The organism is Mesorhizobium sp. WSM4887 (assembly GCF_029625865.1).
Classification (GTDB): Bacteria; Pseudomonadota; Alphaproteobacteria; order Rhizobiales; family Rhizobiaceae; genus Mesorhizobium.
In genome coordinates, this window is the sequence record NZ_JARTVP010000004.1 from 209,616 (window position 1) to 231,066 (window position 21,451).

Annotated in this window: 19 protein-coding genes; 7 read left to right on the forward strand and 12 right to left on the reverse strand. The window is 63.7% G+C overall.

Annotation, left to right across the window (positions count from 1 at the left end; all coding sequences use genetic code 11):
• Positions 1 to 206: 206 nt before the first annotated feature.
• Positions 207 to 1,250, reverse strand: a complete 1,044-nt coding sequence (gene epmA / locus P9230_RS17915) for an EF-P lysine aminoacylase EpmA (RefSeq protein ID WP_067329773.1) — start codon at positions 1,248 to 1,250, stop codon at positions 207 to 209.
• A gap of 129 nt (positions 1,251 to 1,379) precedes the next feature.
• Here epmA and efp point away from each other — a divergent pair, with 129 nt between their 5' ends.
• The gene (efp, locus tag P9230_RS17920; RefSeq protein ID WP_067000944.1) at positions 1,380 to 1,949 is read left to right on the forward strand and encodes an elongation factor P; all 570 of its coding nucleotides are present in this window, start codon (positions 1,380 to 1,382) and stop codon (positions 1,947 to 1,949) included.
• 196 nt (positions 1,950 to 2,145) lie between these two features.
• On the opposite strand, the gene P9230_RS17925 is transcribed toward efp, so the two are convergent.
• From P9230_RS17925 to P9230_RS17955, 7 genes are all read right to left on the reverse strand, one after another.
• Positions 2,146 to 3,390, reverse strand: a complete 1,245-nt coding sequence (locus P9230_RS17925) for a response regulator (protein WP_278054880.1) — start codon at positions 3,388 to 3,390, stop codon at positions 2,146 to 2,148.
• Entirely contained in the window at positions 3,308 to 3,673 is a 366-nt protein-coding gene (locus tag P9230_RS17930; protein ID WP_095783172.1) for a response regulator, read from the reverse strand. The genes P9230_RS17925 and P9230_RS17930 overlap by 83 nt, the downstream gene beginning before the upstream one ends.
• Positions 3,670 to 6,324: a GAF domain-containing protein gene (locus P9230_RS17935; RefSeq protein WP_278054883.1), complete on the reverse strand. Its 2,655-nt coding sequence runs from the start codon at positions 6,322 to 6,324 to the stop codon at positions 3,670 to 3,672. The genes P9230_RS17930 and P9230_RS17935 overlap by 4 nt, the downstream gene beginning before the upstream one ends.
• Positions 6,290 to 6,865 carry an SCO family protein gene (locus P9230_RS17940; protein WP_127240480.1) on the reverse strand — a complete coding sequence of 192 codons (576 nt, stop codon included), beginning with the start codon at positions 6,863 to 6,865 and terminating at the stop codon, positions 6,290 to 6,292. The genes P9230_RS17935 and P9230_RS17940 overlap by 35 nt, the downstream gene beginning before the upstream one ends.
• 5 nt (positions 6,866 to 6,870) lie before the next feature.
• Positions 6,871 to 7,878, reverse strand: a complete 1,008-nt coding sequence (locus P9230_RS17945; protein ID WP_127240481.1) for an ABC transporter substrate-binding protein — start codon at positions 7,876 to 7,878, stop codon at positions 6,871 to 6,873.
• Between the two features lie 46 nt (positions 7,879 to 7,924).
• On the reverse strand, positions 7,925 to 8,944 hold the full coding sequence (locus P9230_RS17950) for an ABC transporter substrate-binding protein (protein ID WP_245307706.1): 1,020 nt from the start codon (positions 8,942 to 8,944) through the stop codon (positions 7,925 to 7,927).
• A gap of 488 nt (positions 8,945 to 9,432) precedes the next feature.
• Entirely contained in the window at positions 9,433 to 10,098 is a 666-nt protein-coding gene (locus P9230_RS17955; protein ID WP_278120187.1) for a metalloregulator ArsR/SmtB family transcription factor, read from the reverse strand.
• A 41-nt stretch (positions 10,099 to 10,139) separates the two neighbouring features.
• Here P9230_RS17955 and P9230_RS17960 point away from each other — a divergent pair, with 41 nt between their 5' ends.
• The 3 genes from P9230_RS17960 to P9230_RS17970 all read left to right on the forward strand — a co-directional run bounded on the left by P9230_RS17960 (position 10,140) and on the right by P9230_RS17970 (position 13,362).
• Positions 10,140 to 10,931, forward strand: a complete 792-nt coding sequence (locus P9230_RS17960; RefSeq protein WP_278120189.1) for an MBL fold metallo-hydrolase — start codon at positions 10,140 to 10,142, stop codon at positions 10,929 to 10,931.
• On the forward strand, positions 10,919 to 12,160 hold the full coding sequence (locus P9230_RS17965) for an MFS transporter (protein WP_278120493.1): 1,242 nt from the start codon (positions 10,919 to 10,921) through the stop codon (positions 12,158 to 12,160). The genes P9230_RS17960 and P9230_RS17965 overlap by 13 nt, the downstream gene beginning before the upstream one ends.
• 113 nt (positions 12,161 to 12,273) lie before the next feature.
• Positions 12,274 to 13,362 (forward strand): acyltransferase family protein, encoded by a 1,089-nt coding sequence (locus tag P9230_RS17970; RefSeq protein ID WP_127215909.1) that lies wholly within the window; start codon positions 12,274 to 12,276, stop codon positions 13,360 to 13,362.
• A 39-nt stretch (positions 13,363 to 13,401) separates the two neighbouring features.
• Here the strand turns inward: P9230_RS17970 and P9230_RS17975 are convergent, their stop codons facing one another.
• Positions 13,402 to 14,040, reverse strand: coding sequence for a PQQ-binding-like beta-propeller repeat protein (locus tag P9230_RS17975; protein WP_095801191.1), 639 nt, complete (start codon positions 14,038 to 14,040; stop codon positions 13,402 to 13,404).
• Positions 14,041 to 14,071: 31 nt separating this feature from the next.
• The gene (locus P9230_RS17980) at positions 14,072 to 15,292 is read right to left on the reverse strand and encodes a helix-turn-helix domain-containing protein (protein WP_127403891.1); all 1,221 of its coding nucleotides are present in this window, start codon (positions 15,290 to 15,292) and stop codon (positions 14,072 to 14,074) included.
• A gap of 135 nt (positions 15,293 to 15,427) precedes the next feature.
• Between P9230_RS17980 and P9230_RS17985 the strand changes: the two genes are divergently transcribed.
• Together P9230_RS17985 and P9230_RS17990 are read left to right on the forward strand one after the other, a co-directional pair.
• The gene (locus P9230_RS17985; protein WP_067329733.1) at positions 15,428 to 16,177 is read left to right on the forward strand and encodes a DUF899 family protein; all 750 of its coding nucleotides are present in this window, start codon (positions 15,428 to 15,430) and stop codon (positions 16,175 to 16,177) included.
• A 76-nt stretch (positions 16,178 to 16,253) separates the two neighbouring features.
• Positions 16,254 to 16,583 (forward strand): hypothetical protein, encoded by a 330-nt coding sequence (locus P9230_RS17990; protein ID WP_245322385.1) that lies wholly within the window; start codon positions 16,254 to 16,256, stop codon positions 16,581 to 16,583.
• Here P9230_RS17990 and P9230_RS17995 read toward each other — a convergent pair.
• Together P9230_RS17995 and P9230_RS18000 are read right to left on the reverse strand one after the other, a co-directional pair.
• Positions 16,514 to 16,984, reverse strand: coding sequence for a response regulator (locus tag P9230_RS17995; protein ID WP_278120194.1), 471 nt, complete (start codon positions 16,982 to 16,984; stop codon positions 16,514 to 16,516). The genes P9230_RS17990 and P9230_RS17995 overlap by 70 nt on opposite strands.
• A gap of 30 nt (positions 16,985 to 17,014) precedes the next feature.
• Positions 17,015 to 20,056: a PAS domain S-box protein gene (locus tag P9230_RS18000; RefSeq protein WP_347404001.1), complete on the reverse strand. Its 3,042-nt coding sequence runs from the start codon at positions 20,054 to 20,056 to the stop codon at positions 17,015 to 17,017.
• Here P9230_RS18000 and P9230_RS18005 point away from each other — a divergent pair.
• Positions 19,976 to 21,433, forward strand: a complete 1,458-nt coding sequence (locus P9230_RS18005; protein WP_278120196.1) for a phospholipase D-like domain-containing protein — start codon at positions 19,976 to 19,978, stop codon at positions 21,431 to 21,433. The genes P9230_RS18000 and P9230_RS18005 overlap by 81 nt on opposite strands.
• Positions 21,434 to 21,451: the final 18 nt, after the last annotated feature.

Below are 21,451 nucleotides of genomic sequence, written 5' to 3' on the forward strand. Positions count from 1 at the left end.
TTGTTCAAGCTGTGCGGGAGGGCAGATGCTACCGCACATCCATGGATGCCGGGCCGCCATCTCTGGAAGCCCGCACAATCGTCTTGGATGCTGCTGCACCATCTATTGTTCCACCAGCGCTTGTGCAATGGCGGATGCGGCAATCTCAAGGCAATCGCGGCCCTTCGCAGCGCACTGCCCCGCCGTAACCGCGTGAACAGTGCGGATTAGCCGGCCACCGGCGCCCAGATCACATCTTCAATCCTGGCGGCGCCGGTTGCCAGCATCACCAGCCGGTCGAAGCCGAGGGCCGAGCCGCTCGCCTGCGGCATGATGGCAAGCGCGGTGAGGAAATCCTCGTCCAGCGGATAGCGCTCGCCATAGATGCGCTCCTTCTCGTCCATCTCGGCGACGAAGCGGCGGCGCTGCTCGGCCGGATCGGTGAGCTCGCCAAACGCATTGGCGAGCTCGACGCCGCAGCAGTAGAGCTCGAAGCGTTCGGCGACGCGCGGGTCCTCCGCGCTCGGCCGGGCAAGGGCCGCCTCGGAGACTGGATAGCCATAGAGGATTGTCGCCCGTCCCTGCCCCAGCGCCGGCTCGACCTTTTCCACCATCACGCGGCTGAACAGGTCGGCCCAATTGTCGTCGGGCGCGGTGCGCAGGCCGGCGCGGACCAGGCCCTGGTGGAGCGCTTCGCGGTCGGTGCTGCCGTCGGCGCCGACGGTCGCCAGCAGATCGATGCCGGCATGGCGCATGAATGCTTCCGCCACGCTCAGCCGCTCCGGCTCGGCGAAGGGATCGGCCTCGCGGCCACGAAACCGAAAGCTTTTGGCCCCGGCCTTCTCCGCGGCGAGCGCCAGAAATTCGGCGCAGTCGGCCATCAGGCGCTCATAGGCCTCGCCGACGCGGTACCATTCGAGCATGGTGAATTCGGGATGATGCAGCGGCCCACGCTCGCGGTTTCGGTAAACGGAGCCCAGGCTGAAGATGCGCTTCTCGCCGGCGGCAAGCAGCTTCTTGCAGGCGAATTCCGGCGAGGTGTGAAAGTATAACGGCTGGCGCGACGCGTCCGGCGCGATCGCCTCGGTGGCGAAGGCCGCAAGGTGCGCCTCGTTGCCGGGCGAAACCTGCAGGGCGGCCGTCGTCACCTCAACGAAATCGCGCTCCGCGAACCAACCGCGCAAGGCGGCGGCAATGGCGTTGCGCGCCATCAGCCTTGGCCGGCGGTCGGCATGAACATGCGGCGTCCACCAGGGCGAAGCGGTGGTCATGGGCGGGAAAATCGCCGAGGAGGCTGGCGGTTCGACGCAAGATGCGCTACGGCGCACGCGATGGCCGCCGTCGCCGCTTCGTGGGCAAAGACGCTTGCAGGCCGAAAAACTCGATTGGGATTGAATATCGTGGTCAAGGTCATCGCCAGTTCCTTACGCAAAGGCAACGTCGTCGATAAGGACGGCAAGCTCTATGTCATCCTCTTTGCCGAAAACATCCACCCTGGCAAGGGCACGCCGGTGACGCAGCTCGACATGCGCCGCATCGGCGACGGGGTGAAGATCTCGGAGCGCTACCGCACGACCGAGATGGTCGAGCGCGCCTATGTCGAGGAGCGCGAGCACACCTTCCTCTATTCCGACGGCGAAGGCTTCCATTTCATGAACCCGGAAAGCTACGACCAGGTCGTAGCCTCCGAAAGCGTGGTCGGCGACATGGCGCCCTACCTGCAGGAAGGCATGGCGGTGCAGCTGGCGCAGTTCAACGGCGCGCCGATCTCGCTGACGCTGCCGCAGCGCGCTGTTTTCGAGGTGGTCGATACCGAGCCGGTCACCAAGGGCCAGACGGCGTCCTCGTCCTACAAGCCTGCGGTGCTTTCCAATGGCGTGCGCACGGCCGTGCCGCCGCACATCACGACCGGGACGCGCGTGGTGGTCATGACCGCCGACGGCTCCTATGTCGAGCGCGCCAAGGACTAGGGTACAGCAGTCAACTATCACAGCTCGCCTGCGGCCAGGCGGGCCTATCGTCAGCACGGTTTGTCCGCCGTCTGGGCGTGAGGCCCTGACCCGAAGCGGATTTACAAGTTGCCGCGACGTGAACGGCAGATCCGCGCCGCGGCGCCGGTGGTTCGACGCACCGCATCCCTCGAACGAAGCCGGAGTGCGCTCAACGCTAGATTGGCCGACCGATCCACCGCACGATTTCATAGGCAGGCATCGGGCGGCGAAAGCCCTTCAGCGTCAGTTCGCCAACAGGAACGGATTCGACCAACGACTCGACAGCTCCGAGGACCCGTTGGCTAACAAGAATCTGGCGCGATTTGGCCTCCTCGCATAAACGGGCGGCATGGTTCGACACGGTGCCGATGACGGCATAGTCCGAGCGCTGATCAAAACCGATGCGCCCGATGGTTGCGTGGCCCCTGGCAATGCCGATCCCAAAGCCAAGCAAATAGTCCCGCTTGCGCCATCGCTCGGAATGCTCGTCAATCGCTTCGCGCATTGCGGCAGCCATCGAGACAGCTCTCTCGCTGTGGTCGGCACATGGCATTGGATCGTTGAAAACCACGACGATACCGTCGCCCACGAACCGCTCGAGCGTCCCCTCGTGACGGACGATTTGTTCGCCGAGACAGGAATGATACTCGGCCAGAACTGTCATGACTTCTTCGGGTTCGGCGGTCTCTGCGAACGCAGTGAAGCCGCGCAAATCGCAAAAGACAACCGTCACCTCGCGGCGGTGGCTCTGCAAGAGCGCATCTCCATTGCCCGCCGCAACGATGAGGTCGGCGACCTGTTCGGGCAGGAACCGCCTGAGCCGCGCCATTCGCTCGAGCTCCGTCACCTGGCCGGCCACGGTTTGCTCGAGCGAGCGGTTCCAGTCGGAAAGTTGCGCGGCTTGGTCCTCGAGGCGTTTGGCTTGGCTCGCGACAGTGTCGTGAAGCGCCTTCTGGCGCAACATCGAGCGCACCCGCGCCAGCAGCGCCCTGTGCTCGAAGGGCTTTGTCAGATAGTCGTCGCCACCGGCGTCCAGCCCCTCGACCACGTCGCGCGTGTCGGCTTTCGCGGTGACCAGAATGACGGGGATCGATCGCAGCGATTGATCCTGCTTGAGCATGCGGACCACACTGATGCCGTCGAGCTTCGGCATCATGATGTCGAGCAGGATCAGATCCGGCGTGAGTTCGCGGGCTTTCGCAAGCCCCTCTTCACCATCGGCGGCGGTTACAACTTCATAGCCATTCGCCTCGAGACGCATGCGCAGGATCTCGAGGTTTTCCGGAGTATCGTCGACCGCGAGAATGCGAGGCGGATCGTGCAAGGTGTTGCCTCCCTCAAGAAAGGAAACCGCGAATCTCGGAAAGCAGCTGGCGTGGACTGAATGGCTTGGCAATGTAACCATCGCACCCAGCAGCAAGGGCTTTCGCCTTGTCGCCCGACAACGCGTACGAGGTGACGGCGATGATCGGAATGTGCCGGAGCGCCGGGTCGGCCTTGATGCGGCGGGCCGCTTCATACCCGTCGATCACCGGGAGCTGAATGTCCATAAGGATCAGGTCTGGCCTGTGTGCTGCGGCTGCAGCGATGCCGGCGGCACCGTCCGCCGCCTCGATCAGTTCGTACTCGGTGGTGGCAATGAGATCGCGGATGATTTGGCGGTTGTCCTCGGTGTCTTCGACCATCAGGATTCGTTTGCTCATGCGGCCCTCACGTCCTCATTCATCCTGATCGGGACCTTCAGACGGAATGTCGACCCTGACCCGATCACGGACTCGACGTCTAAGGTTCCGCCATGCATTTCGGCGATGCGCTTCGAGATCGCCAGGCCAAGACCTGTGCCACCTTTCTGCCTGGTGCTGCTGTTGTCGACTTGCTGGAATTCTTCGAAGATGAGAGCCTGGTCTTTGGACGCAATGCCGGGACCGGTGTCTCGGACGGTGATCTCGAAGTTCCCACCGACCGCATCGGCAAGAATGTCGACTGCACCTGTTTCGGTGAACTTGACGGCATTGCCTGCGAGATTGAGCAGAATCTGCGTCAAACGGCGTTCGTCCCCACGGCCGATTGGAAGGTTCTCGGCAACAGTCGCTGAAAGCTCAAGACCCTTCGCCCGTGCCAGCGGCTCGACCGCCGTAAGGGTCGATCGGACAATCTGCGCGACGGAGTAGTCCTCGATCGCCAGCGTGAGCTGGCCGGCTTCGATCTTGGACAGGTCGAGCACGTCGTTGATGAGCCCGAGGAGGTGACGGCCGTTTGCCTGCACACGCGCGACGGTCGCCTTTGCCTTGTCCGGGAGTTCGCCATAGATGCCGTCGACCAGCAGTTCTGTGAAGCCCAGAACTGAATTGAGCGGTGTCCTGAGTTCGTGGCTCATATTCGCCAGGAACTGGGACTTGTGGCGGCTGGCTGCTTCCAGCTCCTCGCCTTTCTCCTCGATCTCGCGGAACAGCTTGGCATTCTGGATCGCGACCACCGATTGGGCTGCGAAGGTCTCCAACAGGTGAACAACTTGCTCATCGAAGGCGCCTGGCTTGTGGCGCCTGACGACCAATGCACCGACGATCTTGTTGGGCCTCAGCAGCGGAACGATCAGGATGCCGCGATATCCGGCGTCGAGGATCGTCTTTCTCACAAGGAAGGATGAGGTTTCCTTGCCGAGGTCGGGAAACTGCACCGGCATGCACCGTCCGGGCGCGTCGCCAATACCCATATCGGCCAGCCCGATCGTCTGCTGCGAGACTGCCGCGATAAGCTCATCGCTCATCCCAAAGTTTGCTCGCGGACGGAATTGCTGCCGCGTGCTGCTGAACACGTAGATGGTGCCAGCATCCGTCGCCGACAACTGGACCGCCTTGGCAACGATCGTCTTCAGCACCGTGTCGAGATCCAGCGTCGAATTGACCGCCTTGCTCACTTCGCCAAGCGCCTCGAGCTCACGGACCGACGCCGCAAGCTCGCGCGTCCGTGCCTGCACCGCCTCGAAGAGCCGCGCATTTTCGATGGCGATCACGGCCTGGTCGGCGAATGTCTCGACGAGCGCGATCTCCTTGGGACTGAAAGGTTGCGGTTCAGCCCTCGTCATGACGAATACGCCAACGAGATCACCTTCCCGCAACAGCGGGGCAGCGAGGACGGTGCGGAATCCGCCTGCCTCAGCGATCAAGGCGACGCGGTAGTCCGGATCAGCGGTCACGTCTTCGATTTGCACGATCCGCCGTTCTTCGATTACGCGCCCTACGGCGGAGCCTCGCCCAGCGGCAAGCGCTGGAAGTGGATTGGCGTCGACATAGGCACGGAAACTGGGCGGGTAGCCAAGCGTCGACACATAGCGGAATACGCCATCAAGCAACTGCACGATGCCACCCTTGTCGGCGCGACAGAGCCTGACAGCCGATTCCACCAACGTATCGAGCACCACCTGTAAATCGAAGGTAGAGCGGCTGATGACCTTCAGAACGTCTGCAGTGGCTGTCTGCTGCTGAAGGGCTTCGTCGAGCTGCTGCGTGCGTGTCTCAATCTCCTGATACAGGCGGCCCAGCTGGTCGGAGGTCTGGTTGACGTTAGCAGCGAGCACTCCAAGTTCGTCGCGATTGGCGACGGCAACCCGTTGGGCGAAGTCGCCGGCCGCTATCTGGCTGAGACGCGTCTCGATCTTCTTGACCGGTTCGATCAACGACCAGGAGATGATGTAACCGAGCCCCAACGCTAGCAGGATACTGCCCACGGCAAACGAAACCACGATCAGTCTGGACGTGCCGTACGCACCCTCGGTCGTTTCGATGGCCGCCACCATGTCGGCTTCGGCCATGTTGACCAGCTGGTTTGTCAGCCGCTCGAGGCGATCAGCCGACGGTATGATTTCATCAAGCTGAACCTTGCGCGCCTCCTCGGTACGGCCCGCGCGGACAAGCTCTGCCACGTGCGTCACCCCGGCCGTCAGTTTTTCGTACTCTTGCCTGACCTGGCCAAGCACTTCCACCTCGGCTTTGGCGACGAACTCCATGCGCTCGAGGTCGTAGCCGAACTGATTGAGCTGGCGCAGCGCCGTATCCAGCATCCGGTTATCCTGTAGCAACAGGGCGGTGGAGATACCGTAGAGCTGGGTGGTCGTATCGTGCTGTACTTGGCGGTAGGCCGCGATCCTGCGCTGCAGCTTGATCAGCTCGTTGGTCTGATCGTTGACCCCACTCAGCACCTGCAACCCGACGGCACCGAGCACGATGAGCAGGCCGACGATCGACAGGAACGCGATCAAGAGCTTGGTCTGGACGCGCGCCGGCAGCCGGGCAACCCAGCCAACGAGCCAGTTCGTTATGCTATTTGGTTTCGTCCAAGAGGCCGAGAAGGTCACCCCGGAACTCCTCCAAGTCGAACCGGACGCCAAGATATTGTACTCGCAAGATGCCATTCGGGTCTACGAGCGAGGTCAACAAGGTATGGTCGACTTCACCGTTCGCCGCCTTCTTCGCGAAGACCCCGTATTTCCGTCCAACCTCATGGACAATCGCCGGATCGCCGGTAAGAAACGACCAGCCCTTCAGATCGGCGCCAAAATTCTGCGCATATTCGTTCAAAACATCGGACGTATCGCGCTCCGGGTCGACGGTGATCGAAATGAAGGCGATCTTGGGTCCGAACGCACTGCCCAACTTTTCCTGCACGCTGGCCATCTGGGCGGTCAGCATGGGACAGACGTCGGTACAGTGCGTATAGATGAATGCAATGGCGATCACCTTGCCGCGAAAGTCGTGCAGCGACACGCTCGCCCGGTCCTGCGATGTCAGCGTAAAGTCCGGAGCCGGTCCGATTGCCGGCAATCGCTCATCGTGCTGCGCATCATGCGCCTGCGCTGGCCCGGCCATCAGCGCCAGCAGCAAGATGCGGGCTGCCAACCCGCTCACGTCTTGAGCTCACGCTTCAGCTGCTCCAGGAATCGCCAGTCTGTTCCCTCGGCGATGATCTGCTGTGGGCTCGACTTGATCATGCCCGTCTCCTGCATGCGCAACGCGTAGAAGCGCATCGAGGCTTCGGCATCGTAGTCCCGCCATACGCCGTATCGCGTGTCGCTCAGCGTTTGCAGCGCGATTTCGTAGCTGGGGACGAAACCTCGATCGACCATTTGCGCTGCACTCCATGCGGGATCCGAAATGCATAGGTCGGCGCCCTTGAGGATGGCCCTGAGCACGCGCTTGGTCGCCACCGGGTATCTGTTCACGTAGTCCGCAGCGGCCGAGGTCATGCAGCAGAAGTGCTGCGACCAAGGGCGATCGAGGGTCGTGTTGAGGATCGTGTGGCCGATTTTCTTGGCGCGCAGTTGCTGCGTCTCCGGAGGCGTGAAGAGATATGCATCGAACTTTCCGTCGGCGAAGGCTTCCACCGGCTTGCTTTCCTCGACCCATTCGATGTCGTTGACGGGATCCAGGCCAATATAGGCGGCCATCAGGGCGACCAGCACGCGCGACGGCGCATGGATGTCATGCATGCCTACCCGTTTGCCCTTGAGGTCCGGGATGCCTTGGATGCTGTCGTTGGCGATCAGCTCGAGGCACCCGGAATGCAGACCGCCAAGCACCCTGATTGGCACGCCCGCGTCGATCGACGCGACATGGACCGGCGCGTAGTTCATGCTGAAATCCGTGTCGCCGCGCGCAATCCACACCGCCTGATCGACTTTTTCGTCGCCCTGCACGTAGCGGACGTCGGTGAAGCCCTCCGCTTTGAGGAACTCTCCGGCCAGGTACATGCCTGCCCAGCAGTAGGCACCATCGATCCACCGCGGCAAGCGAACGGAGGTCGTTTCAGGGAGTGCCTCGGCCCAAGCGTCAGTCGTTGTGCCGATGAGAGCTGAAGCGCCTGCTGCCGCAGCTCCGGCCATGAAGTGGCGACGGTTCTGGATGATTTGCATGGGGTTCTCCCTCGCGTGGTAAATGGGCACGCGGCTGGCCGCCTAGTCAGGTCTTCAGCTCGTGCTTCAGTTCGTTGAAGAAACGCCAGTCGGTGCCTTGGGCCAACAGCTTCTGGGGGGTGCTCCTCAGCATCCCGACCTCGTGGAGACGCAGGGCGTAGAAGCGCAGGGTGTCCTCAGCGCTATACTCACGCCAACCGTAGGGGATCGCCTTCATGACCTGGAGGGCATGGTCATAGCGCTTAGTATAACCCTGCTGCACCAAGAACTGGGCGGACTGCTCGGGCTCGCTGGCGCAGAAATCCGCCGCTTTCAAGATGGCGCGGAGGGCGCGTTTGGTGGCCACCGGATGCGTACGGACGAACTCCCGCTCCCCCGCCAACATACAACAGAAGTATTGCGACCAGGGCCGGTCCACGGTGCTGCTGATCACCACATGGCCGATCTGCTGCTCCCGCATCTCCTGCGGTTCGGGGGGGAAGCCCAAATAGGCATCGATCTTCCCCTCACTCAGGAGCCGGATGGACTCGGGTCCCGGATGCATGACGAAGTGTATGTCCTTATGGAGGTCCAGGCCGACATACGCCGTCATAGTGGCGAGAAAGACGTATCGGCTGGAATCTAGCGCTGGCACGGCCACGGTCTTCCCCTTGAGATCGCGGATCGACTGGATGCGATCGGTCCCGAACAGTTCAAAGCAGCCGACGTGGAGGCCTGCCAGGATGACGATGGGATCCCCCGCCTCCAGGCGGAGAAGGAGCGGGGCGGCGAAATGCGCACTGAGGTCGGCTTCACCGGAGGCGAGGGCCGGCGCGATGTCTGCCGTCCCCTCTCTTTGGAGGTAGTGCACCTCGGTGAACCCTTCGCTGCGCAACAGTTCTTCGGCTACATACTGGGGGGCCTGACAGATGCTGGGAACCCGGACGAGCCGGATCCGCGTCGTCTCAGGCGGTGGCTCCGCAGCGGCGCGCCTGGGGTGCCAGCCCAGAAGCCCCGCCGTCCCCGCCAGCGTCATCCCACGCAGGAACCTCCGTCGGCTGAACCGTCCGGGATATACGGTATGCATGGGAACCTCCTTTCCAGATGGTGGCAAGTGCGACACTGAGAACGCTGACCCGTGGATGCTGTGTTATGCACAGTCGGCCGTACCTGCATGGCGGGCTCTGGGCTTGCCTGTTGCTCACATCTTAAGGACGACGACACCGGCAGCGCCTGCCAGGGCAGCACCGGCTAGGAAACGTCGGGGGGTTTGCGTGATCTGCTGCATCAGAACGCTCCCATTCCGAATTGCGAAGGGCAATTCTGGCCGGAACCGAGCAAAAGAGGTTTCGACAGAGGCAGGTGGTCTTGTGGGCGCGACGAGTGGTTGTGGATGCTAGCGCCCAGTCCGATGCGGGAGTCTTGCGCTCTCAGTCGCCGGGCCATTTATTAGCAACCGACGATATGTCACGATACGCCCAATTTGCGTTGGCTGCGAGCCCAAAACTTGCTCGCCGCCCCTTGTCGCAGAACCGCTGCCCATTTCCGGGCGACATGCATTTCTTAGCGACACCGTCAGGCCGCCATTTCCACCGGCAGGCCAGCGGCTTTCCATTCCGGCATGCCGTCCTCGAGGCGGCGCGCGGAATGGCCAAGCGAGCGCAGCGCGGCCACCGCCTCGAAGGACAACACGCACCAGGGGCCGCGGCAGTAGGCGACGATTTCCCGGCCGGGGTCGGCACCGTGGGACCAGGCCTTTACTTCTCCGAGGGGAACATTGACCGCGCCGGGCACGTGGCCAAGCGCAAACTCGTCTGGCGGGCGGACGTCGATCAGCGTCACCAGCCCGTCGCGCATCAGCGCCTGAAGCTCGCCGCGCGTGACCGGCTGTATGTCGTCACGTGCCTCGAAACAGTCGCGCACAATGCGATCGACCTCAGCAAGCTGCCGCTCGGCAATGCCGCGCACCGCGGCAAAGGCCGACAGCACGCTCGCATCGCTCAGCGAATAGCGCACGTATTTGCCGTCGCGTTCGGCCGAGACGATGCCGGCGCGGCGCAGCGCCTGCAGATGCTGGGAGATGTTGGCGATCGGCTGGCCGAGCTTCGCAGCAAGCGCCTCGACGCTGCGCGAGCCTTGCGCCAAATGCTCGATCAGTTCCAGGCGCAGCGGATTGCCGAGCGCCTTGGCGACGATCGCGAACTGTTCGTACAGCGCCAGCTTCGGATTGCGGATTGACATCGACCTTTCTGCGACCCATCGTCATTCAATGTAATTATTGAATGATGGTTTCGACCTGCCGTCAAGCCAAGCGACCTGCAATTGCCCTTTGGAGAAAAGCGAAGATTCTCAGGCAGTTCCTGCATACCGACCCGGTCGCCGCGTCCTATTTGTTCGGCTGCGGCGGCAAGGCGTCTGCTGCCGTCGTCGATCCGGTCGGCGAGATCGCGCCTTATGTCGAGGCGGCGCGCGCGACAGGCATGCGCATCCTCTATGTCGTCGACACGCATATCCACGCCGACCATATCTCGGCAGGCCGTGCGCTCGCCGAAGCGACGGGCGCCGAATACGTGCTGTTCGAAGGCGCCGAGGCGGGCTTCCCGTTCCGCCACGTGAAGGACGGCGAGGTGCTGGAGCTCGGCAATGTGACGGCGACCGTCATGCACACGCCCGGCCACACGCCGGAGCATCTGAGCCTTTTAGTCACCGACCGAACGCGATCGACCGAACCCTGGTTCGTACTCACCGGTCACACGCTGATGGTTGGCGATCTCGGTCGCACCGAGCTTGCTTCGAGCGCCGAGGACGGAGCCCGCGCGCTCTATGCCAGCGTGCGCCGGCTGAAGGAATTGCCCGATCACATCGAGGTGCTGCCGGGCGCCTATTCCGGCTCGGTGTGCGGCCGCTCGCTCAGCGGCAAGCCGACATCGACCATCGGCTTTGAGCGGCGCTTCAACAAGGCCTTCCGCATCGAGGACGTCGACCAGTTCATCGCCGCCATGACCGCCGACATCCCTCCCCCGCCGCCGGACGCGGCCCGGACCCGCGCCGCCAACGCCGGATCGCGATCGTGAGCGCAACGGCGCCTGCCGTCGCGCTCGGCCTCAAGGCCAACTGGAAACAGTTCGCGCTGCTGATGCTGATCAACGCCTTTGTCGGCGGCATGGTCGGCATTGAGCGAACCGTCGTGCCGCTGATCGGCGCGGAGGAATTCCACGTTGCTTCCACGACGCTCGTCACCTCCTTCATCATGAGCTTCGGCGTGGTCAAGGCCTGCGCCAATCTCGTCTCCGGCCAGCTTGCCGACACATGGGGTCGCAAGCGCGTGCTGATCCTCGGCTGGCTGTTCGGCCTCCCGGTGCCCTTCATGATCATCTGGGCGCCGAGTTGGGGGTGGATCATTGCCGCCAACGCGCTGCTCGGCATCAACCAGGGACTTGCCTGGTCGATGACCGTCATCATGAAGGTCGATCTGGTCGGGCCAAAATCGCGCGGGCTCGCCGTCGGCCTCAACGAGTTCGCCGGCTACCTCGCCGTCGGCGTCACCGCTTTTCTGACCGGCTATCTGGCCGGCCGGTACGGGCTGCGCCCGGTGCCGATCTATCTCGGCATCGGCTATGCGATCCTGGGTGCCGCGCTGTCGATCCTTCTGGTGCGCGACACGCGCGAGCATGTGCGGCTGGAACTGGCCAACGATCCGAAAGCTGTCTCCCCGCTCGGCTTTCGCGAGATCTTCATGCTGACCTCTTTCCGGGACCGCAATTTGTTCGCGGCCTCGCAGGCGGGCCTGGTCAACAATCTGAACGACGGCATGAGCTGGGGGCTTTTTCCGCTCTTCTTCGTCGCCAACGGGCTCGGCGTCGAGCGCATCGGCATCCTCAAGGCGGTCTATCCCGCTGTCTGGGGCGTCTTACAGGTCGCAACCGGGCCATTGAGCGACCGTTGGGGCCGCAAGGGCCTGATCGTCGCCGGCATGTGGGTGCAGGCTGCCGGCCTTCTGCTCACCGCCATGACGCGCGACTTCGGCTGGTGGCTGCTGGCGAGCCTCCTGCTCGGCCTGGGCACGGCGATGGTCTATCCAAGCCTGATCGCGGCGGTATCGGACGCATCGCATCCGTCCTGGCGGGCGCGCTCGCTCAGCGTCTATCGCTTCTGGCGCGATCTCGGCTACGCAATCGGAGCGCTGTCGGCGGGCCTTATCGCCGACTTCTTCGGCTTCGCCGCGGCGATCGCGGCGATCGCGGCGCTGACCTTCCTCTCGGGTGTAATCGTGGCGGTGGCGATGCGAGAGACCAGCCGCTGACCCGGCTCCGAGCTCCAGCCCGACAGCGCCGCGTTTACGATATCCGAAGCTTCATGCTGCTAGAGACGCGCCTGTCCGGTACTATGGCGCTGGGTGCCTTTGCGGGGTTTTTCATGAACATTTCGACGCGCATGCCGTGGGTGGACACGGCAAAAGGTCTTTCGATCATCCTGGTGGTGATGATGTATTCCGCCTACAACACCGGCGAATATACCGGCGGCGTCGGCTTCCTGCATTATGTCATCGGCTTCGCGACCCCGTTCCGGATGCCGGAATTCTTCCTGATCTCGGGGCTCTTCCTGTCGCAGGTGATCGACCGGCCTTGGCGGCGCTATATCGACCGGCGCGTCGTCCACTACCTCTATTTCTATGTCCTGTGGGCGGTCATCTCGATCGGGCTGAAGATCGGCATCTTCAGCCGCGATCCCGCCGGCATGCTGCATGACCTCGCCGTGGCTGTCGTCCAGCCCTATGGCGTGCTGTGGTTCATCTACATGCTGGCCGTGTTCGGCCTCGTGGCGCGCATCCTGCGCGAGCTAGGCGTGCCGCACTGGATCGTCATCTCGGCTGCCGCCGCGCTGCAGATGTGGGCACCGCATTCGGACAGCTATGCGCTCACGCAATTCGCCGCCTATTTCGTGTTCTTCTATCTCGGCTTCGTCATGGCGCCGCTGGTGTTCCGGCTGGTCGCGTGGACGCAAGCTCGTCCGGCGATCGCCGCTGCCGGGCTGATCGTGTGGGCCATCGTCAACGGCCTGCTCGTCTACTCGCCGGGCTACGCCGTCGAGCCGGTCGGCATGCAGATGGGCCTGGCGGCATGGCCGCCGCTGCATCTTACGCTGGCCGTCGCCGGCGCGGTGGCGCTCTGCGTCGCCGGCGGCTTCCTGTCGAAATTCGCCGCGATGGAATGGCTGCGCTGGCTCGGCGAGCATTCGCTGGTCGTCTATGTCGCCTTCACGATCCCGATGTCGATCTTCCGCGGGATCATGCTGGCAAGCGGCCTTCTGACCGATACCGGCATGCTCAGCCTCGCGGTGCTGCTCGTCTCGGTCATCAGCCCGGTCATTCTCTACTTCATCGTCAAGCGCACCGGCTTCGGAACCTTCCTGTTCGAGCGACCGGCCTGGGCGCATGTCGACAGACCGACTGCCGGCCAGATGTCCGACAAGGCTATTGCGCGGCCCGCGCGCGAGGCGGCCTGAGGCCGGCTGTTTCGTCTCGGCAAGCCGCCGGCGTGCCGGCTACTTGCCATCATGTCCGGGACGTCGCACGGCCTTGATCTTGCCGCTGCTGCCGCCTCCGCAGAAGAAGCAGCCGCGGCCATCGGATTCCAGTCCCGACACGCCGGAGGGCATCGCCAGCTCCTGCAGCACATCGCCCGTCTCGGGGTCGATGCGCAAGAGATCGCCCTCCTCCCCTTCCCAGGTGGCATGCCAGAGCTCGCCGTCGACCCAGGTGACGCCGGTGACGACGCGCTTCGACTCGATGGTGCGGATCACCTTGCCCGTTTCAGGATCGATCTGATGGATCTTGTGGGCCCTGTATTCGCCGACCCAGAGCGAGCCCTCGGCCCAGGCAAGCCCAGAGTCGCCGCCATTGCCGGGCGCGGGAATGGTGGCGACGACCTTGCCTGTCTTCGGGTCCACCTTGTGGATGCGGTCCTCGCCGATCTGGTAGAGATGCTCGCCGTCGAAGGCGGTCCCGGCATGCGAGGCGACGTCGATCGACTGCACGATCGCGCCGCTCTCCGGGTCAAGCGCCTTCAGCTTGTCGCCGGTGGCGAACCAGACATTCTTGCCGTCATAGGTGACGCCATTGATGCGCTCGGCATCCGGAAAGGGGCCGTATTCGCGCAGGATCTCGGCAGCGGCTCGTTTCATTTTCGATCTCCATTCGAACAATGGCCGCAGACTAGTCGCTCGGCAGCGGACCCGGGAGTAACAAGACAGTCGGGAATCCGGTCACCGGCGGCGTCATCCAGCGGCGCGCCCTGCCGCGGCCGACCGCCTGCACCTTGTTGTCGGCCGAAAGCGCTTCCAGCGCCCGCTGCACGGTGCGCGGGCTGGCGCCGAGCGCGATCGCCAGCGCCGAGCTCGACCAGGACTCGCCGTCGGCGAGGAAGGCGAGCACTGCGCCATGCTCCTCCTCGACAGGCGGCGCCAGCACCACGACCTCGGCTGCGGTCAGCGGCGTTAACGCAAAACCGGCGGCCGTCGCGTTGATTTCCGCCAGCGCGTTCATTTCGGCGCGCAGCCGGCCCATCTCGACCCTGAGCCGCGCACGATGCGATTCATCGGCGTGCCTGGCGCGGAAGGCGCGCTTCAGCAGCGCCTCCCGCGACGCATCCGCGGGCCAGGCCTCGGCCAGCGTGCGCGCCAGCGCAAACAGCACCGGCCGCGTCGCCAGCGACACTACGGTGTCGGCTTTGCGCACGACATTGCGGCAGGCATCGACGACGAGGGCGCCTGAGGTGAGCAGCGCCTCGACTTCGTCGAGCTGCAGCGGCATCTCCGTGCCCTTCGACACGAGCCGCGCGACGGGCGTGTTCAGCACCAGCGACGCGCTTTCGACCTCCGCCTTCAGCGCCGGGATATTGGCTTCGTAGGCCGCGAGCGCGGCCCGGCCGAGCGCGGCGCGCGCGGCCCTCGTCCGCAGGCGCCTGACCGCGATGCCCGCGGCCGCGAGCTCATGCGCGACGCGTGCGACCGGCGGCAACGGTCCCGGATCGAAGCCGGCAAGCAGCCGCTCGGCCTCGTCGAGCCGGCCGATCAGGATGAGGCGGCGCGCTTCGAGGCTGCCGGCATAGGCGGCGTTGACCCGATCGCCATGCGCGGCAAGCGTCGTGCGGGCGGCTCGCAACGCTTTGTCCGGCCAGCCGAGATCGCGCGAGACCAGCGCGATCTCGGCCTCGGCGACGACGCAGCGGGCGCGCGCCACCGCCTCTTTCGGGCTGAAGGCGCGGGCGGCGCTCTTCAGCAACGCCTTGGCCTTGGCGAAGTCGCCGAGCTGCGCCATCGCGATGCCGCGCAGCGCCAGCGCGGGGGCGTCGTCGCGCAACGCGACGCGCTTCAGGGCGCCCAGCGGATCACCGGTCGCGAGCGCGCGGCCGGCGGCATTGATCATCGAGTCCATGCAATGCCCGCCCCGATGCCCCCTTCCGGGTCTGCCGGATCAAATCGCGTCACACTTGTAACTCTCACCATCGCGCCGTCCGGCTGTAAGTTTCCCTTGTCACCCCCAACCAAACGCAAGAACGGGACAAGAGCAATGACCCAACACATGAAGACACCACCGGTCGTTTCGCCGGAAGCCTGGGAAGGCGCGTATGAAGAAATGCTGGTGAAGGAAAAGGCGCTCACCCGCGCCCGCGACGCGCTGGCTGCGGAACGCCGCCGCATGCCGTGGATGCCTGTCGAGAAGGACTATGTGTTCGAAGGCCCAAACGGCAAGGCAAGCCTGCTCGACCTCTTCGAAGGCCGCCGGCAACTGGTCATCTACCGCGCCTTCTTCGAGCCCGGCGTCTATGGCTGGCCGGAGCACGCCTGCCGGGGCTGCTCGCTCGGCGCCGACATGGTCGGCAACCTCGCCCATCTCAACGCCCGCGACACTACGCTTGCCTATGCGTCCCGGGCGCCGCAGGCCGACATTCAGCGTCTGAAGCAGCGGATGGACTGGAAGATGCCCTGGTACACCATCACCGACAGCTGGGACAAGGATTTCGGCGTCGACGAATGGCACGGCCACAACGTCTTCATCCATGACGGAAACCGTATCTTCCGCACCTATTTCGTCAACAACCGCGGCGACGAGGCGTTCGGCACGGTGTGGAGCTATCTCGACGTCACCCCGCTCGGCCGCCAGGAGGTGTGGGAGGATTCGCCCGAGGGCTATCCGCAGACCCAGACCTACAAGTGGTGGAACTGGCACGACAACTATGAGGAAGGCGCCGCGCCCGACCAGCGATGGGTCGAGGTCTCGGATGCCGGCGAAGCGGCGTTTCGCAACAAGAACGCCTGAACGCGAAGCGACTCTGGCGGCGTCGCCCGCGCCGCCAGAGCCGAACTTTCCTGAGAGCAGTTGGAAGGTGGAGATCATGAGCATCGACAATCCCACCCCTCGCCCGGCAGGCCTGAGCGGATTCGGCCTGGCCGACTGGTTATGTCTCGCGGCGGCGCCGACCTTTGCCGTCATGGCGTTGCTCACGGCCGCCGGTAGCGGACCGGACGCGATGTGCATGTCCGGGCCCGGAGCCTCCGTGCTCAGCGGCATGGCGCCGATGTATTTCCTGATGGCTGCCTTCCACCTCGCGCCCTGGCTGCGGCTGCTCGCCAGAGGGGCGGCGGATTCGGCGTTTCAACCTGCCGACGAGCTGCCGGACCTAAGCGCGGAGCGGATGGCTGAGAGCAGGGATGCCGGCGTGTAGGGCTTTACCAGCCAGCCCAGCGGCTCCGCTGGCGCTGCCCGGGCGCGGACGTCGGAATCGGAATGCGCCGTCGCAAAAACCGACCGCAAACCGTAAATTCGAAACAACTCCAGGGCAGTTTGAATTCCATCCATGGCGCCGGACAGCCGGATATCCATCACAACCAGATCAGGCCGGTCCGCAGCTGCGCTATCGAGCGCTTCCTCGCCCGAGCCAACGACCACGACCTCGAAACCGGCCGCGGTCAGAGTGCTCTCCATCTCGAGGGAGATGAGAAAATCGTCCTCGACGACCAAGATCCGCGTGGGCAATGCGGCGGCCACAGGTTGGCCGACGCGGCTTTCGTTGGGATTGGCCGACGGCGTCCGTGTGGGGCAGCAAGCTCGGTCATCGAGAGCCATCCAGGAACTGAAGAAGAGCCGGCAAGAGCTTCATGAGAACCGAATGCTGCAGCGCGTCTTCGGTTCCTTGGTAACGACAAGCTTGCCGTGCAGCTGCCGCGCCAAGCCCTGAACCAGCTTCAATCCGGACGAACGGTCGCGGACCGAAGCTAGGTCAAAGCCGGGACCGCTGTCTTCGACGAATACCTGGAAGCCGTCGACATCGCGCCGAAGCCCGACCCGGATTGTGCCGGCTCCGTCGGGAGTTCCATATTTTATGGCGTTGGTCAGAAGCTCGTTCAGGATCAGCGCCAGCGGCATTGCAACGTCATTCGAAAGCTTTGCATCATCAGCCTCGAACTCAACCGCGACTTCCTTCGGGAAGGTCTGCTTTATTGTCCCGCAAACCGCAAGCAAGAAACCCTTCGCGTTGAACTGCGTCGAATCGACCGTCTCGTACAGGACCTGCTGAGCAGCGGCCATGGCCGCGACGCGGTTGCCGGCTTCACGCAAGATTTCTCGCGCTTGCGGGTTCGCTGCCCGTTGACCCGCCAAGCTCAGCAGTGACTGCAGCATCTGCATGTTGTTCTTCACACGATGATTGAGCTCATTGAAGAGCAGCCGCTGCTGTGTTTCGGCCTGTTTGCGTTCGCTAATATCGACCAGCATGTTGATGCCGCCGACGATCTTGCCATCTTCATCGCGCAGCGGCGTCGGATACGGGATGAAGGGAATGCGCACGCCGTCCGGGCGCTCGGCGACGGCTTCAGCGTTGCGTATCGGACGCCCCTCCTTCAGGGCGACCGCCATCGGGCACTGGTCGTGAGGAAGCGGGCTTCCGTCCGGCCAGAACAGTTTCCACGTCACGCACCACTTATCCTTGCCGATCTGCGGAACGCGCCCGGAAAGCTCGACGGCCGCCTCGTTGAAAAAGGTTATCGTGCCGTCGGCATCCGTCGTGTAGATCGCCGCCGGAATTGCCGCCAGCAGGTCGCGCAGCTGACGCTCGCTCGCCCGCAGCTTGGCTTCAGCCATCTTTTGGTCGGTGATGTCGCGCGCAATCTTCGAGGCGCCGATGATGAGGCCCTGGCTGTTGCGGATCGGCGAAATCGTCAGGGAAATATCGACGAGATTGCCGTCCTTGCGGCGACGCACCGTTTCGAAGTGATCGACGTTTTCGCCGCTGCTGATGCGCCTGATGATCTCCGGCTCCTCGCCCAGCCGGTCATCGGGGATGATCATCGTGATGTGCCTGCCGATCGCCTCGTCGGCCGTGAAGCCGAACAGCCGCTCCGCGCTGGCATTCCATGAGGCGATAATGCCGTTGAGGTCCTTGCTGATGATCGCGTCGTGAGAGGATTCGACAACGGCCACGAGCTGATTTGCCGCGCGTTCCGTCGTCTGGCGGGCGGTCTCGAGCCGTACGCGGTCGACCGCGAAGCCGAGTTGTCCGGCCACTGTCAGCGCAAAACGAAGCTCGGACTCCACGAAATCGTGCGGATGATCGTAATAGGACATGAACTTGCCGAGCAGCTGACCGCGCACCGAGATCGGAATGAAAGCCAGCGCTGCAATGCCTTCGTCCCGCACAGCCGCCTTGAGGTCGTCCGGCAATCCGCTTTGCTCGACGTCGGCAATAGCGATCGGTTCGGGATCGCGTGTGTCGCGCGACCAGGGGGAATGGCCTTCGACGGCCGTTCTGTAAGCTTGCGACAGGCCTCGCGAGGCGGCAAATCTGAGGAAGCCGGTGTTGTCGAAGAAGAGTATGGAGGCCCGGTCCGCACCCAATGCGCGAATGATGGTGCTGAGGGCTATCTCGTGAACCTCGCCGAGATTCGCCGCGCGCTGAAGGCTGTCCGTGAATTCGTAAAGCGCCGCCTGCTGCTCCAGATGCCGGACGAGCGCGGCCTCGGCCTTCTTGCGGGCGGTGATATCCTGCTGGACGCGCACCGCATACAAGAAGCGGCCTTCGGAGTCCCTTACGCTCGAGGACGTGACCGCGACCCAGACTCTTGCCCCGTCCTTGCGGATGAAGCGCTTTTCGTGCCGGTAGCTGTCGATCTCGCCTCGCACCTGACGCTCGAACTGACGCAGGTCCGCATCGACATTCTCCGCCAGAGTGGCATCGAACACCGACCTGCCGACAAGTTCATCGGCGGAATAGCCGAGCAGGTCGGCCAGGTAGCCGTTGACGCGCCCGAGTTCGCCCTTCGCGTTGACTTCAGCGATGCCAATCGCCGCATGCTGGTAAGTTGCAGCGAGCCGCTGCTCCTGTTGCCCAATGATCTCATCGGTCAGACGCCGGTCCGTGACGTCATGGAAACAGTTGATGGCTCCGACGACCCGACCGTCCTCGTCTTCGATCGGTTCGATGTGGACCATCACCCATATCGCCGTGCCGTCCGGCCGCTCGAGCTTTCCTTCAACCCCCCTGACGGGAATGCCGGTTCGCAGCACCGCGGCCATCGGGGTTTGGGCGCGCGCGATCTGCCGTCCATCGAGATAGAGCCTGTGGGATCCGCAATAGAGTTCGCTGTCCGAGCCAAGCAAGGGCGTTCGCCCCCACAAATCGGCAGCGCGCTTGTTGAACCAAAGCAATCGGCCTTGCGCGTCGCAAGCGTAGATCGCAATGGGCAGCGTCTCGATGAAGTCGGGCGGGATTTGCAGGGCGACGGCGTCCTGCGGGGTACGGATAAACCCCTCGGTTCCTTGAAGGCTTTCGATGCGCATCTCCCATTCCCGCTCGGCAACGAAGAGCCAAACGCATCGGATCGCCGAAGGTTCCCGCGTGAGCTCCGACACTTCGGCACTGAGGCAGCGCCGACATAATGCCGACGACGATTTCGTCTTGCCTGGTGGACCGATTTTCGCACAGAGGCGCAAAGCGTTCGAACGACCGGTCACACTGGCGGGATCCCTCATGCAACCGGGCCGGAAAGAGCTGCATGCGAATCCGGGCCGCCTTGACCTGGCGCATTGCCTTCCGCGCCGGCTCGCACAATAGTCGGGCCGATGTTCGAGGCGATAGCGAGTCACTGGTCGACGCTTATCCTTTTCCTGTCGTTGGCGATGGCGGCGGTCGGCATCGTCCATGCCATCATGACGAAGGAAGACGTGCGCGCCGCCACGGGGTGGGTCGGCGTGATGCTTCTGTCGCCCTTCCTCGGCGCGATCATCTACGCCATCGCCGGCATCAACCGCATCCGCCGCGCGACGATCAGCGCCATGCGGCCCAGCGCCGGTTCGGCGGATGAGGGGCACAATCGCGACGTCGCCGTCGAAGCCTTGATCGAGGCCCAATTCGGCCAGCGCTTCGTCGGATTGAAGACACTGGGCGACAGGGTGGCGCGGCGTCCGCTGACTTCGGGAAACATGATCGCCGTGCTCGAGACCGGCGACGAGGCCTATATGGCGATGTGCCGGGCGATCGACGGCGCGCAAAAGAGCGTGCTTCTCGAAACTTACATCTTCGACAACGACGCCGTCGGACAGATGTTCGCGCAGTCGCTCTCCGCCGCGGTCAAACGCGGCGTTGCCGTGCGCGTGCTGATCGACGCCGTCGGCGTGCGCTATTCGGTACCCAGCATCCTGAAGCAGCTCAGGGAGTCCAACGTCGCCGTCGATCTCTTCAACGGCAACATCGTCATGGGCTTGAGACTTCCTTATGCGAATCTCAGAACCCACAGGAAGGTCCTGGTCATCGACGCGACAGTGGCGTTTACCGGAGGCATGAACATCCGCAAGGGGTTCTCGGCCGAATTCGCCGGTTCCGACAGCTCCAGGGACACGCATTTCGAGGTCACCGGGCCGGTGGTGGCCGACCTGTTCTCAGTCGCCGCCGAGGACTGGCGCTTCGCCAGCAACGAGGCGCTGAAGGGCGACGCCTGGCAGGTCGAGCGAACCGCCCCGCCGCCCGGCCAGCCGATGCTGGTCAGAGCCGTGGCGACAGGACCGGATGCCGCGAACGAAACCAACCACAAGCTGCTGATGGGTGCGTTTTCGGTCGCCCGCAAATCGATCCGCATCATGTCGCCCTATTTCCTGCCGGACCGCGAGCTGATCAGCGCGCTGACCACGGCCGGCGCGCGCGGTGTCGAGATCGACATCGTGGTGCCGGCGGTGAACAACCTTTTCCTCGTCGACCGCGCCATGACGGCACAATTCGACCAGGTGCTGAAGCATTATTGCCGGGTGTGGCGGCACGAAGGCCCCTTCGATCACTCGAAACTTATGGCAATCGACGGCGCGTGGGCTTATGTCGGCTCGTCCAATCTCGACGCCCGGTCGCTCAGGCTGAATTTCGAGATCGACATGGAGGTCCTGGATGCCAACTTCGCCCGGGCGATCGAGGCGCGTATCGACGCGGCGATCGCGTCGGCGAAACCGGTGACGCTGCAGATGCTGAGGGCCAGAGCCTTCGTCATTCGTGTCCTCGACCGATTGCTGTGGCTGGGATCGCCCTATCTGTAGGCAAGAAAGACGAGCAGC